Genomic DNA, 13,412 nt, shown 5'->3' with positions numbered 1-13,412 from the left:
TTCTCATGGCCCGACCCTAGCGCTACTTGACGCAAACGCCAAGTATTGTTGACAACAATGCCAAGTTCGTAAATGCGTCTTGAACTGCGTCGATACCGTGCGACGGCGCGGATTCAGCGATCTGCATGACCAGGTCGCCCGCCCTTGTGCAGTATCATCAGGCGACGATACGGGCCTTACCAAACCGCGACGGGACTGTGGACCAACAGCACAACGACATCCCATTGAGTCCTCGCGCGATGCAGACGCGGGACTCAATATTGGAGGCGGCCCGCAGCCTGTTCCTCAGTCGCGGCTACGCCGGTACCCGCATCAACGACATCACCGAGAAGTGCGGGATCTCCCGCGCCGGCTTTTACACCTACTTCAAGGACAAGGCCGAGGTGTTTGCCGCACTTGGTCAGAATGCCTACCACGACGCCCAGACCGTGGTCAGAGGGTGGGAGACGCTCGGCGCTCATCCGACGCTGGATGACGTGAAGTCATGGGTGGGCGCCTACTTCGCCTACATGGACGTCCACGGCGCTTTCGTCCTGTCCTCGAGCAGTTGGTCGTCGAGCAGCGACACGTTCCGGGAGGGCGCGCGTCGGATGGAGATGCACGTGGCCGCCCCGCTGGGGCTCGCGCTGCAGGCACGCCGATCATCGCCGACTCCGTCGACCGACACTCTGGGGCTAGCGGTGCTGGCCCTGCTGGACCGCGCGTGGTACTTCGTGCGACCGGAAGGCCTGCCGGTGGAGGACGACGACATGGTCACCACCGTCGCCGGCATGATCATGGCGATCCTCAACGACTCACTCACGACTCAATCAACGCGACCCGCCGAGGAGACGCCGCGGCCGCAACCTCCCCACACTGCCCCGGTACCCCCGCATAACGGCACGACCACCCCGCCGCGACGGGCATCGGCCACTGTTGCGCGCCCCGGCGGCGGTGCGGCGATGACGATGGGTGACATCGTCATCGACAACGCCGAACGCTTCCCTGACGTCGCGGCCTACCGCCTCGGATCCCGTGTCATCAGCCATCGCCAGTTGCGTGACCGCGGCGTGAAGTTGGCGTCGGCGATGGCCCAGAGCGGACTGCGCCGCCAAGACCGCATCGCCGTGCTCGGTCGCAACAGCATCGAATACGGCGAGTTGTTGGCCGCCACCCAGCTCAGCGGAATCATGATGGCAACGATCAACTTTCGGCTGTCCGCACCCGAAATCCTCGATGCCCTGCGCAGGGTCACGCCGTCCATCATATTTTGCGACGACGAGTTCGCTTCCACCGTGGGCAAACTCGCGCCCCAGCTGAGCGGGGTTCGGCAGATCGTCTGCCTCGGTACGTCCCCTCCGCCGGGAATGACGCGGCTCGACGCCTTCATTGCGCAGGGTGTCGCCGATGCGCTGCCGTTCGCCGCACGACCCGACGACATTGCGTGCCTGCTATTCACCAGCGGCACCACGGGTCCTTCGAAGTGCTGCATGCTCGGACACCGCGAACTGCGCCGAATCGCTTTCGCGGCCAACGTCGAGATGCGCACCGGCTCCGACGACCGCGGGCTGATCAACATGCCGATGTTCCACTTCGGCGCCTTGGCCATCATCAGCGCCCTGCACGCTCGCGGCGGAACCGCAGTCCTCCAAGCACATTTCGACACCGCAGAAGCCCTCCGGTTGGTTACATCCGAACGCATCACCCTGCTGCATCTGGCCCCGGTGATGCTCCAAGCCCTGCTGGACGAACCCGGCGCCCACGAGGCCCTCGGCGCTGTGCGCACCGTCGTCTATTCCGCCGCGCCGATGTCGCCGCACACCCTGCGCCAAGCGCTGACGACCATGCCCAACGCCGGGTTCACCAACCTCTACGGGCAAACCGAAGCCATCGTGTCGGGACTACCACGGGAACTGCACACCCTCGACAACCCCACAGCGGCACACCGACTCGGATCGGTCGGATTCCCCTTTCCCGGTGTGTCGATACGCATCGTCGACGATGACGGCCTCGACGTTCCCGCCGGCCAGCCGGGCGAGATCATCGTTCAGTCGGACTCACTGTTTCGCGGCTACTGGAACGACCAGGCCGCCACGCTGGCGACGTTGCGCGACGGATGGTGTCACACCGGCGATATCGGGCGCATCGACAAAAACGGGCTGCTCTATCTGGTCGACCGGAAGAAGGACGTGATCATCAGCGGTGGGGAAAACGTGTACTCCCCAGAGGTCGAGCTCGCGCTGCGCGGCCTCGACGAGGTCGCGGACTGCGCGGTCGTCGGAACACCGGATCCCCGGTGGGGTGAAGCCGTCACCGCGGTCGTGGTGCTGCGACCCGGCGCGCAGCTGACCCTGGATCGCATCCAGCACTTCCTGCGCGACACCCTGGCCCGGTACAAAGTGCCGCGCCGGCTGGCCATCGTCGACGAACTGCCCGCACTGCCCAGCGGCAAAATCGACAAGAAACGTATCCGCGACATCGTCGCCCACTCGTAGCAGCGCCGCCCGCCCCAAGGCCGTGCGTGAAGGTGCACGACGATGGCATCGGCGGTGATGCGGAACTGCGGTCAAGGTCCTTCCCCGAAATCCGGCGGCAGCTCGCGACCGGGATGGGACAAAATATGCCAGTCCCGTGCCACTTCATCGGATAACGCACGTGATTCGAGGCGTGAGCACAGGTATCGCAGTGGCCTAACAGAGGGTTGGCAATAGCACTGTCACAAGGAAATACATCCCTGGTTCAGGGTCCGCCGGTCACCGCAACCTGACCGATGCGGAGCCCGCCGTTCTGTCATTGGCGAACAAAATATTGACACATCACTGTCAGATAGACTTCCCGGGCGCGGCCAGGCGGGCCCGCGCACTCGATCCCTCCGCCACTACCGCGCTGCCGGAACACTAGGACAGGGGCACACATGGGACTGCTCGACAACAAAGTCGCACTGATCACCGGTGCTGCGCGTGGGCAAGGCCGCAGCCACGCGGTAGCGATGGCCGAGCAAGGCGCCGACATCATCGCGGTCGACCGCGCCGCCGATATGGATTCCATCCCCTACTCCTTTTCCAGCCGCGACGATCTGGAGCAGACCGCGCAACTCGTCCGTGATCGGGGCAGGCGGATTCACACGTCGGTGGTAGATGTCCGCGACCTAGTCGACCTGCGAGCGGCTGCCGAGACCGGAATCACCGAACTCGGGGACATCGACATCGTGGTCGCCAACGCCGGCGTGGTGGCCACGGGCAAGACCGACCCCACCGACCAGGGCCTCTACCGAGACATCGTGGAGACGAACCTGTTCGGGGTCTGGAACACCCTGGTAGCCTCAGTGCCCTCGATGATCCGAAAAGGACGCGGCGGCTCCATCATCCTGACCAGTTCGACGCAGGGACTGGTGGGCCGAGGTGGGGACGGCAGCGCGGCAGCCTTCGCCTACGCCGCGTCAAAGCATGGTGTCGTCGGCCTGATGAGGGTGGCGGCTACCTCTTACGCCGAGCACAGCATTCGGGTCAACACGGTGCACCCGACCGGGGTCTTCACTCCAATGGTGGTCAACGAGCACATGGCGCAAGTGTTTACCGAGCATCCGTCGGCGGCGAAGCTGGCCACCAACCTGCTTCCGGTCCCGTTCATCGAGGCACAGGACGTCACCAACGCAGTGGTGTGGCTGGCCAGCGACCACGCCCGCTACATCACCGGGGTGTGCCTGCCCGTCGACGCCGGATACACCGCCATGTAGTAGCGCGTTGCAGCCGGGGGCACTCGGCCGGCGGTGCGCTAAGCACCGGCACCCAGTGCCGACGACGGACGCACCACTTCGGCGCGAGGGTCAGATCAGCTCAGCGAGGAGCCCGGCCATGAGCACGGCAGGCCACTGGAAAGCGGGTAGTTCACCGAGGGTGTCGCTGAGCGTCGGGTGTGACATGAGCCATCGCCGTACCCACTGCGGTGAGCGCTCCGGAAAGCCCGGCAGCACTGCGAATCTCGGCAAAGGAACGAGTCATTGCATCGGTGACCTCGTGGGTGTCGGCAAACGTGTGGTCGTCGGCGATCACGGAGATGTTGAACTGGTCGACGTAGCTCCACACCGTCATGTTCATTGCGCTGCCGTTCATGACTGGTCCGACGGAGTAGATCTCTGTCATCGGTGCCCCAGCAATCGTTCCCCGTTCCCTGGGGCCGGGCACGTTGGAGATCGGCACGTTCATCAGCATGTTCTGCGCTTCGTGGCGGGCCAGCCAGGCGAATGCGCGGGGCGCGACCGGCGGCGGCAGGTAGGCCGACCACCGGCTCATGATCGCGGGCCCCAGCAGGTGGAAGTTCTCCTTGGCGATCCCGGCTGCGGCGTGGCTGAGCGTCACCCGTTCCACCGGGTCGTCGAGGTGTACTGGCAGCGACACCAGCATCGCCCCCAGTTGGTTGCCGACGATGCGGTCGGGTGAGGTGTCGAGGCTGGCCGGCACCGACGCGATGATCGGCTCGGCAGCGCGACCGTCGTAGCGCAGCAGCAGTTCTCGCAGTGCCCCCGCGGCGGTCGCCAGAACGAGATCGTTGATCGTGACGCCGAAGTGCTTACTGGTCGCCTTGACGTCAGCCAGTGACAGCGTGGCGCTGGCGAACGTTCGGCCGGGTGGTACGAGGTGGTTGAGGAATGTCGGGGGAGGACGGAAATTTTTGGCCATGGTTGCGTTGTGATCGCGTTCGCGAGATCGACGGCGAACGCGGGTGATTCCGTTAACGGTGCTGGTGATCAGGGCGGGCAGTTCACGGATCTGGTCGAGGTGATCGCGGGCCGCGGCGCGCAGCAGGACACCCGTGGATGGTGGGACGCTGCCGCCGTCGTTGTCGCGTTCGCTACGGCTGGTGCTGCGGGTGTCGATGGCCCGTGCCATCAGGTTGGCGGAGGCCACCCCGTCGGCCAGGGCGTGGTGCACCTTGCCGATCACCGCGAAGCGGTTGTCGGCCATGCCTTCGACGAAGTGGAACTCCCACAGCGGACGGGTGCGGTCCAGGGGGCTAGCGGTGATCTCGCCGATCAGGGTGTCGAGTTCTCGGCGGCCTCCCGGTGCTGCCACCCGGGCGCGGCGCACGTGGTAGTCCAGGTCGATTCGCGCGTTTTCCAGCCACATCGGGCGATGCAGTTTGAAGGGCATGTCGACGAGCTGATAGCGCAGTGGCTCCAGGAGGTGCAGGCGGCGACCCAGTGTCCGTTGGAACAGTTCGAAGGTGTAGTCGCCGGGATGGTTGGAGGCGTCGATGACGGCGACTTTGAGGGTATGCATGTGGATGTTGGGTGTCTCGCTGTACAACATCAGCGCATCCCAGCCGTTGAGCCGCTTCACAATTCACACCTCCGCGGCGATCGCAGGGTCAGTGGTGCCTGTATATCGGGTTTGCTGTCCGCTCGGCGTGGCTTTGCCGGACCTGGTCGAGGAAGATGCCGATGACGGTTGCGGCTGTGGCGGTGCGTGTCGCGTCGGTCATGTCGAATCCGTGGTGACCGCCAGGTAACTCGAGGTAGCCGACAGCCGCTTGTGACGTGGCGCGCAATGCGTCGACGAATGCCCGCGCCTGCCAGACCGGGATCACGGTGTCGGCCGTGCCATGCACCACGAGGAAGGGCGGCGCGTCGGGCCGTACGCGCGCGATCGGCGATGCGCTACGGAAGATGTTGCGGTGGCGCGTGTAGCGACGCCGCACCACCACACGTTCAAGGAAGTCCACGAACTTGTCGCGTTCCGGTGTCGAGCGGTCCTCCCAATCGTATCGGCCGTACATGCTCACCACCGCGTCCACCGACGTCTCGGCACCCGGCGGTAGGTCACCGCGAAAGCGGGGGTCGTCCCAGCTGAGGGCGGCCAGCGCCGAGAGGTGACCACCGGCAGAACAGCCTGCGATCGCGACGAACTCGGTGTCCCCGCCAAATTGGTCGGCGTTCGCGCGGGCCCACGCCACGGCGGCGTTGACGTCGAGTAGGTGCCTTGGCCAGCGGTGCTGGGGCGCAACCCGGTAATCGATCGATAGGCAGATCCAGCCCCGTTCGGCCAGATGCGACATCAGTGCGTAGCCCTGCATCACGCGGCTGCCGTACACCCATGCGCCGCCCGGCACGAAGATCAGGACCGGCGCAGGGTCGGCCGGCAGGGTGCGGCGCCGCCACACGTCGAGGACTTGGCCGGGGCTCTCGCCGTAGGGGACTGACCGTCGATAGAGATAATCTCTGCGTTGCTGACCGGCTTTGAACAGCGGCGCAATTCGCTCGGGAGCGGGCCACTCGACGGAGGTGCGGTCGGGCGTCACGTCGGCCAGGACGGCTTCAGCGGCTTCTCTGGTCTGATCGCGCTCCCGCTTGCGCAGTTCGCCCGCCCCCGGCGCTAGCCGCGACCGCACCGCCGCGGACACGAAGTCAGGGGCATGCCGATACCCCCACACGCCCACGGCGGCGGCGCCCCCGAACGGTTGAAAATACCTGCCGATCATCGGTATCGATCCATACGAGGTTGCCAGCGCCACAATGTAATCGGTGGCGCGGGCGCGCACGACCCATTTGGCCACTGACCGCAGGCCCGGGGTGGTGCCCTCGCGGTCGGTCGAAATCATTTCGGCACCTTCGGCGTCGCGTCGCGGCGCCGTCGGCAACGGATATTTCACCATGGCGTGCCGTCACGTCGTTGCCGAGAACTCTTCAGTCGTCGTTCGATCGTTGCCACGGGTTCCGTTCTGTGTCGGGGTGACGGTTGCCGCAGGGTGGTCCGCTGCAGAGTCGGGTTCACCCACTGTCGGTGGTGGAGACGCGCGCTTGCAGTTCGGCGCGCAGGATCTTGCCGGTGCTGCTGCGCGGCAGCTCTGCCAGGACAGCGATCTCACGCGGCACCTTGTAGTTGGCCAAGGTGTCGCGGACGTGCTGCTTGAGTGCATCCGTGGTGACTGTCGCGGATTCGGCCAACACCACGAACGCGACCAAACGTTGCCCGTATTGCTCGTCATCGACACCGATGACCGAGACCTCTTCCACGGCGGGATGTAGCGCCAACGCTCGCTCCACCTCGATCGGATAGACGTTCTCCCCTCCGGAGACGATCATCTCGTCGTCGCGCCCGACGACGAACAACCGGCCTGCCTCGTCGAGGTAGCCGACGTCTCCGGAGGACATGAATCCTTGATGAAAGTCCTTGGTGGTCCCCGAGGTGTAGCCGTCGAACTGCGTCGAGTTGCGGACGTAGATGCCGCCCACCTCACCGGTCGGCAATTCGGTGAAATCGGCGTCCAGGATCCGGATTTCGGTGCCCTCAGCAGGTCTGCCGGCGGTATCGGGCGCCGCGCGTAAATCCGCCGGGGTGGCGGTGGCGATCATGCCGGCTTCGGTGGCGTTGTAGTTGTTGTAGATGACATCGCCGAACTGGTCCATGAAGGCGATCACCACATCAGGCCGCATCCGTGAACCGGATGCGGCAGCGAACCGCAGCGAGCGCCCGCTGTAGCGGTTGCGGACATCGTCGGGCAGGTCCATGATTCGGTCCAACATCACCGGAACCACGGCCAGCCCGGTGGCGCGGTATCGGTCGACGAGGTCCAGGGTGGCCTCGGGATCGAACTTGCGGCGCGTAACCACGGTGCACGCCATCATCGCCGCGAGCACCAACTGCCCGAAACCCCAGGCGTGAAACATCGGTGCCGCCACGACGGTCGTCTCTTCAGCGCGCCACGGCGTCCGGTTCAGGATCGCCTCGACAGCCCGGAGCCCACCACCGGAATGCCTGGCGCCCTTGGGGAGTCCCGTCGTCCCGGAGGTCAGCAGGATCAGTTTGCCGGTGCGCGTCGCCGGCCAGGGGCGTTGCCCGCGATAGGCGGTGATCATCTTCTCGACCGTCACCTCGTGAGCGGCGGGATCATCGGTCCACGCCACGATGCGGTGCACGTCGGGGTCTGCCGCCATTGCGTGCTCGACCGTCTCGGTGAACTCCTCGTCGAAGACAACCACCTCAACGCGTTCCCGCGCCACGACCTCAGCCAAGGCGGGGCCCGCGAACGACGTATTCAGCAGTAGAACGTCGGCGCCGATTCTGCTGGCCGCAACGACGGCTTCGACGAAGCCACGATGATTGCGGCACATAACGCCGATCGTGGCCGGCGGTCCGCTGCGCCGCGCTTGCAGGGCGGCCGCGAACGCGCTGCAACGCCGATCGAGTTCTTGCCAGCTCAATGTCCCGAGTTCATCGATCAGACCGGGCCGGTGCGGACACCGCGCCGCGGCGATCGCAAAACCCGCCGTCGCCGACATTCCTTCACGCCGCACCGCGGAGAGGATCCGAAGGTATTTGTCGGGGCGCAGGACCGTTACAAGCCCGGCGCGGACGAAGGTCGCTGTCAGGGCGTAGAGATCAGTCACGACGCGCCACCAAAACAGTCGCGCCGTGCTCAGTGAGTAGCCGCGGCGTTCAGCGCACGGCAAAGCCGGCATCAAGGGGCCAGGCCGTTCCGGTGATGAACTTGGCTTCATCGGAGACCAGGAAGGCCACCGCGTTCGCCACGTCTTCGGGCATCAGCATCGGGATCGGCAACACGTTCTGCATCGCCTCGATCGCGACGTCCCCGGACTCGAGCAGTTTGCCCATCGCTTCGTTCATGACCATGCCGGTCGCCACCCCAGTGGGGTGGATGGTGTTCACCCGGATGGAATGTTTCCCCAGGTCGTTGGCCCACACCTGCATCAGACCCACGAGTCCTCGCTTGGCGGCTGAATAGGCCTGACCGCCGGTCCGGTCGGTGCCGGTGGCTTTGAGCCCGGCGCTGGAGCTGGTGATGACGATCGATCCGCCGCGCCCGCCCTCGATCAGGGTCGGGATCGCGGCATGCACGGTGTTCCACACCCCAGTCAGGTTGACGTCGACGATGTCACGGAACACCTGCCGGTCGTCACCACCACCGGACAGCCGGATGATGCCGGCGTTGGCGATCACGATGTCCAAGCGCCCGAATTCGGCGAGGCCGTCGGCGAGGACCGCCTCCACCGCGTCGCCGTCGCGGACATCGGCCTGACGCGCCACGATGCGCCGGCCGGCACCCTCGACCAGCTTGACCGTCTCGTCCAAATCCGACCGGGTGGCGTTGGGATAGTCCATCGACGCGATATCGGCACAGATGTCCAACGCGATGATGTCGGCGCCGTCGGCAGCCAACCGCACCGCGTGGGCACGTCCTTGCCCGCGCGCGGCGCCGGTGATGAAAGCAACCCGACCGTCCAACACACCCATGCTCGTCAACCCTTTTCGCTCTTGTGCCGCGCAATGTCGCCTCGCTGGGAGTGAGGTCCGCGTGGACAGCTGTCAGCAGCCCACGCCGCGGGATACCGACAGTATGGCAGCCAAGTGTCAAAGGTCAAGACGGTGCTTCTCGGGAGCTCAGCCGAATCTCACGGGTAGCCGCAGAGAACACGAGGACGCCGATCACCATCGAGCGGCGGGCCTGTCACGTTGTCCAAACAGGAATTATCGCCGCAGTTCAACGTCTTCAGTCCGACGTTCTTCACTGATCACCCGCATCGCCGGGCGTCGTACCGCCACGGCACGAATCGACGCTGAATCCAGCGCGTCGCCGATAAGACAATATGGCAGTCACCTGCCAGGCCTCGGGGCATCGAGGAAACTAGCGCAAGGCGGCCGATAACGCGGCGAACTCGTGCCGGACGAGGTCGTCGACGGTGTGATCGGGGCCCGATACCCACCGCTTGACGGCACGGTCGAGCAGCAGCAGCCCGACCCCGGCGAGTACCTCCGCCGCGGCATCCGGCGTCGGAAGCCCGCGGCGCTCTGCGACCGCCATCGCGACGATCTGTGCATTGCCATCCTGGTCCTGGCGTTCCTGACCGCGCAGGACCACAGAGGTGGCGACCGCTTTCTGATAGAGCGAGACGCGGCGGCGGATCCGTTTCAGGCCGATTGCCAGCGACGCGAACGACTCGGTCATGGCGTCGAGGTCTGACACCGACGTCGGTTGGGCGAGATAGACCCCCCGGAATCCTTGGATGAAGTCATAGGCTCCGAAGAACAAGATGGACTGCTTGGTGGGGAAGTAACGGAAGAACGTTCGCGTGGACACGCCGGCCGCCTTGGCGATCTCGTCGGTGGTCGTTGCGTCGTATCCCTGCGCGCTGAAGAGATCGAGTGCGACGTCGACCAGCGTGCTACGCACCCGATCGGCGTGATCGCCACGGGGCGAGCGTTCACCGCGCACCATCGCTGCGCACCTCCTCAAGCCGATGTGCGGGTCTGGGTGACAGTGGCCTCGAAGGATCCCCGCACCACGGGCAAGCCCTCGTCTATTCCGACAGTATGACAGTGAACTGTCAAAATCCTCTACGGTTGGCGGTGATAGCCGGATCACAAGCACTGCACGCAGCTGTCGGTGCCGGCGGCGGGCGGGGTATCGGAGAATGTGATCGCGCCGTGCCGGCGCGTAGCGACGAAGCAACCCTATGCAGGCCGGTCCAGGCATTCAAATAACGGTTCCTAACAGGCTATTCACCGGCTTGGCGCCACCAATCCCGGGAAGCGCGCGCATCATCGCGCAAGCCGTGCGCTGGCATCGACGCGCGCAGGGAGGCCACGCGCGCCGGGGCGCGCACGACGGTTGGCGACGCAGGTCGCTGTCGATCGGACGCCGAGCCCGCAGCCGTACATTGACTATGACAGTCCTCTGCCATACTCTCGCTAACGAAGCCAGGCTTCGAATCCATCGGCCCGAAAGGCGTGTGCGTGGCGGAGAACGTGTTCCTTGTGTTGAGCAACCCCATCGAGGGTCAAGACGACGCATTCAATGCGTGGTACGACTCCACGCACGTGCCGGAGGTTCTCGACGTTCCCGGTGTCGTGGCCGCCCAGCGCTATGACCTGTCCGAGGTCAAGGTGCCTGAGGACGAGGACCTGCCCGCACAGCTACCGCCGCCGACGCACCGCTATCTCGTGGTCTACGAACTCGATCGCGAGCCCGACGCCGTCATGGCGGAGTTCCTCAAGCGGGTCATGGCGGGCACGTTGACGCTGGGCGAGACGTTGGACCTGAGCACCGTGTCATTGACCGGCTGGACCCCCCGCGGCGAACGCCGGGTAGCGACATGACGGCTGGGTCCCCGTTCCACGCGACACGCGTGCGGGCGAGATCCGCTCGAACTCACGACCTTTCGCTGTTCGTCCCGATGAGTGAGGCCGCATCATGCCCTTGGCGTTGACCGAAGACCACGGTGCACTCGCCGACGTCGCCAAATCACTGGTCGCCGGTCGCGGCGGAACCGCAGCCGCGCGCCGCATCCTGCTCGACGCGGACGACAGCGGGCGCTGGTGGCAGAACGACGGCCTGTGGAAGGAGATCGTCTCCACCGGCTGGCTTGGTTTGCACATCGACGAACGCTACGGGGGTCAGGGCTTCGGACTACCCGAGCTGACCATTGTGCTCGAACAACTCGGCCGCGCCGCGATTGCGGGACCGTTTTTGCCCACGGTGGCCGTCTCGGCAGTCATCGCCGAGGTCGGCACCGAGGAGCAACGACAACATTGGCTCCCGAAGCTGGTGTCCGGCGACGTCGTGGCCGCGGTCGGCACCACCAGTGATGCCGCGCTGAGCGGATCGGCAGTCGCGGCTGACGCAATCGCGACCCTCGGGGAGCGAGACGCCGATCTGTTCCTCATTCCGGTCGGGGACGATCTGGTGCTCGTCGAGGCGGGCGACGCGGTGAGTACAACGCGAAGCGACTCCGTCGATCAGGTGATGCGCCCGATCACCGTGGCCAACTTGGTGTCGGCGCCGGTGGCGGACAGCTTCCCCGGGGCGGCCCGCGTTGCGGCCCGGACGGTGCGCCTGCTGGCCGCGGCCGAAGCCGTCGGCGGTCTGACCGCGTGCACCGAGATGGCCAGCGTCTATGCGGCCACCCGTGAACAGTTCGGCCGCCCGATCGGGTCCTTTCAGTCGATCAAGCACCATTGCGCCAACATGTTGGTCGACACCGAGCTCGCCGTGTCCGCCACCTGGGATGCGGCCCGCACCAAGGCATCCGAGGCCGAGCTGGCGGTGACGATGGCGGCCGGGCACGTGTTGCCCGCCTATCAACGCGCGGCGCTGAAAAACATCCAGATCCACGGCGGCATCGGCTACACCTGGGAACACGACGCCCACCTCTACGTCCGCCGCGCAACGGTGCTGCTGGCGTTCGCCGGCGGCGAGGACGCGCTCCGCGATGACGTCGCAGCCCTGCAGATCGGCGGTGCACGCCAAGGCACGTCGTTGGACCTACCGCCGGAAGCCGAACAGTACCGGCAGGCGGTAAGGGACTTCCGGGCAGAGCTGGCCAAGACCGAACCCGCCGCGCAGCAGAAGCTGTGGGCTCACGCCGGATATCTGGTGCCGCACTGGCCCAAACCCTACGGCCGCGCCGCCGGCTCGATCGAGCAGCTGATCATCGAGCAGGAGCTGCGCGGCGTGGAACGCCCCAGCCTGGGTCTGGGCGAGTGGATGGTGCCCACGGTGTTGCAACACGGCAGCCCTGAACAGATCGACCGGTTCATCTGGCCCAGCCTGGAGGGTGAGGAGCGGTGGTGCCAGCTGTTCAGTGAACCGGGAGCCGGCTCGGATGCGGCTGCGGTGTCCACCAAGGCCGTCCGCACCGACGGCGGGTGGACGCTCACCGGCCAGAAGGTGTGGACCAGCGACGCGGTGAACTGCCAGCTCGGGCTGGCCACGGTGCGCACCGACACGAATGTGCCCAAGCACAAGGGCATTACAGCCATGATCATCGACCTGTCCGCACCGGGTATCGAGATCCGTCCCTTGCGGGAGATCACCGGGAAAGCCCTCTTCAACGAGGTCTTCTTCGACGAGGTGTTCGTCTCCGACGATCGCGTGGTCGGCGAGGTCAACAACGGCTGGCGGGTGGCCATGGCGGCTCTGGGCAATGAGCGGGTGTCGATCGGCGGCGGCTCGGTGACCATGGTCGCCGAGGACCTGCTCGATCTGTTGGCGCGTCACCGCGGCAACGGTCACCGGCTGGCCGGCGAGGTCGGGGCGCTGCTCGTGGAGGCCTACGCCCTGGCGACGGTGAACCTGCGCCAAGCTGCGCGCGCGGTCTTCGAATCCGGACCCGGCATCGAAGGCAACATCGCCAAACTCTTCGGCGCCGAGCACGCCCAGCGCGTCGCCGAACTCGCGCTGCGCATCGCTGGACCGGCCCTGTTGACCGGACCCGACGGCTGCCAGGCCGTCAGCGGCGACCCGCTGGGCCGGCAGGCCGCCGGGACGGTGGTGCACGACTACCTGTTCAGCCGCTGCCTGACCATCGCCGGCGGCACCTCCGAAGTCGTCAGAAATCTGATCGCCGAACGAATCTTGGGCCTGCCCAGGGACCCGGCGCCTGCACCGATCACCAAGTAACGCGATGACTGGAGAAA

General features: G+C 65.8%; 9 protein-coding genes and 1 pseudogene. 5 read left to right on the top strand and 5 right to left on the bottom strand.

Features of this window, described 5'->3' with window-relative positions; translation table 11 throughout:
- Positions 1–125: 125 nt before the first annotated feature.
- The 3 genes and pseudogenes from B8W69_RS32175 to B8W69_RS04155 all read left to right on the top strand — a co-directional run.
- Positions 126–386, top strand: a pseudogene (locus B8W69_RS32175) (TetR/AcrR family transcriptional regulator); the annotation flags it as partial.
- A 555-nt stretch (positions 387–941) separates the two neighbouring features.
- Complete coding sequence (locus B8W69_RS04160) at positions 942–2,474, top strand: AMP-binding protein (RefSeq protein ID WP_165762552.1); 1,533 nt, start codon at positions 942–944, stop codon at positions 2,472–2,474.
- A gap of 419 nt (positions 2,475–2,893) precedes the next feature.
- Positions 2,894–3,715 carry a mycofactocin-coupled SDR family oxidoreductase gene (locus tag B8W69_RS04155; RefSeq protein ID WP_085288703.1) on the top strand — a complete coding sequence of 274 codons (822 nt, stop codon included), beginning with the start codon at positions 2,894–2,896 and terminating at the stop codon, positions 3,713–3,715.
- A gap of 151 nt (positions 3,716–3,866) precedes the next feature.
- Here the strand turns inward: B8W69_RS04155 and B8W69_RS04150 are convergent, their stop codons facing one another.
- From B8W69_RS04150 to B8W69_RS04130, 5 genes are all read right to left on the bottom strand, one after another.
- Positions 3,867–5,318 (bottom strand): WS/DGAT/MGAT family O-acyltransferase, encoded by a 1,452-nt coding sequence (locus tag B8W69_RS04150; RefSeq protein ID WP_085288702.1) that lies wholly within the window; start codon positions 5,316–5,318, stop codon positions 3,867–3,869.
- 28 nt (positions 5,319–5,346) lie between these two features.
- Entirely contained in the window at positions 5,347–6,576 is a 1,230-nt protein-coding gene (locus B8W69_RS04145; protein WP_165762545.1) for an alpha/beta hydrolase, read from the bottom strand.
- A 169-nt stretch (positions 6,577–6,745) separates the two neighbouring features.
- Complete coding sequence (fadD12, locus tag B8W69_RS04140) at positions 6,746–8,365, bottom strand: acyl-CoA ligase FadD12 (protein ID WP_245843102.1); 1,620 nt, start codon at positions 8,363–8,365, stop codon at positions 6,746–6,748.
- 49 nt (positions 8,366–8,414) lie between these two features.
- The gene (locus B8W69_RS04135; protein WP_062886349.1) at positions 8,415–9,230 is read right to left on the bottom strand and encodes a mycofactocin-coupled SDR family oxidoreductase; all 816 of its coding nucleotides are present in this window, start codon (positions 9,228–9,230) and stop codon (positions 8,415–8,417) included.
- A 391-nt stretch (positions 9,231–9,621) separates the two neighbouring features.
- Positions 9,622–10,212: a TetR family transcriptional regulator gene (locus B8W69_RS04130; RefSeq protein WP_085288700.1), complete on the bottom strand. Its 591-nt coding sequence runs from the start codon at positions 10,210–10,212 to the stop codon at positions 9,622–9,624.
- 518 nt (positions 10,213–10,730) lie between these two features.
- On the opposite strand from B8W69_RS04130, the gene B8W69_RS04125 reads away from it, so the two are divergent.
- Complete coding sequence (locus B8W69_RS04125; RefSeq protein ID WP_062886387.1) at positions 10,731–11,093, top strand: DUF4286 family protein; 363 nt, start codon at positions 10,731–10,733, stop codon at positions 11,091–11,093.
- 94 nt (positions 11,094–11,187) lie between these two features.
- Positions 11,188–13,395 carry an acyl-CoA dehydrogenase family protein gene (locus B8W69_RS04120; protein WP_085288699.1) on the top strand — a complete coding sequence of 736 codons (2,208 nt, stop codon included), beginning with the start codon at positions 11,188–11,190 and terminating at the stop codon, positions 13,393–13,395.
- Positions 13,396–13,412: the final 17 nt, after the last annotated feature.

Source organism: Mycolicibacterium vulneris, assembly GCF_002104765.1.
Classification (GTDB): domain Bacteria; phylum Actinomycetota; class Actinomycetes; order Mycobacteriales; family Mycobacteriaceae; genus Mycobacterium; species Mycobacterium vulneris.
Note: the sequence above shows the minus strand (reverse complement) of the source record. Positions and strands in the feature narration are given on the sequence as shown.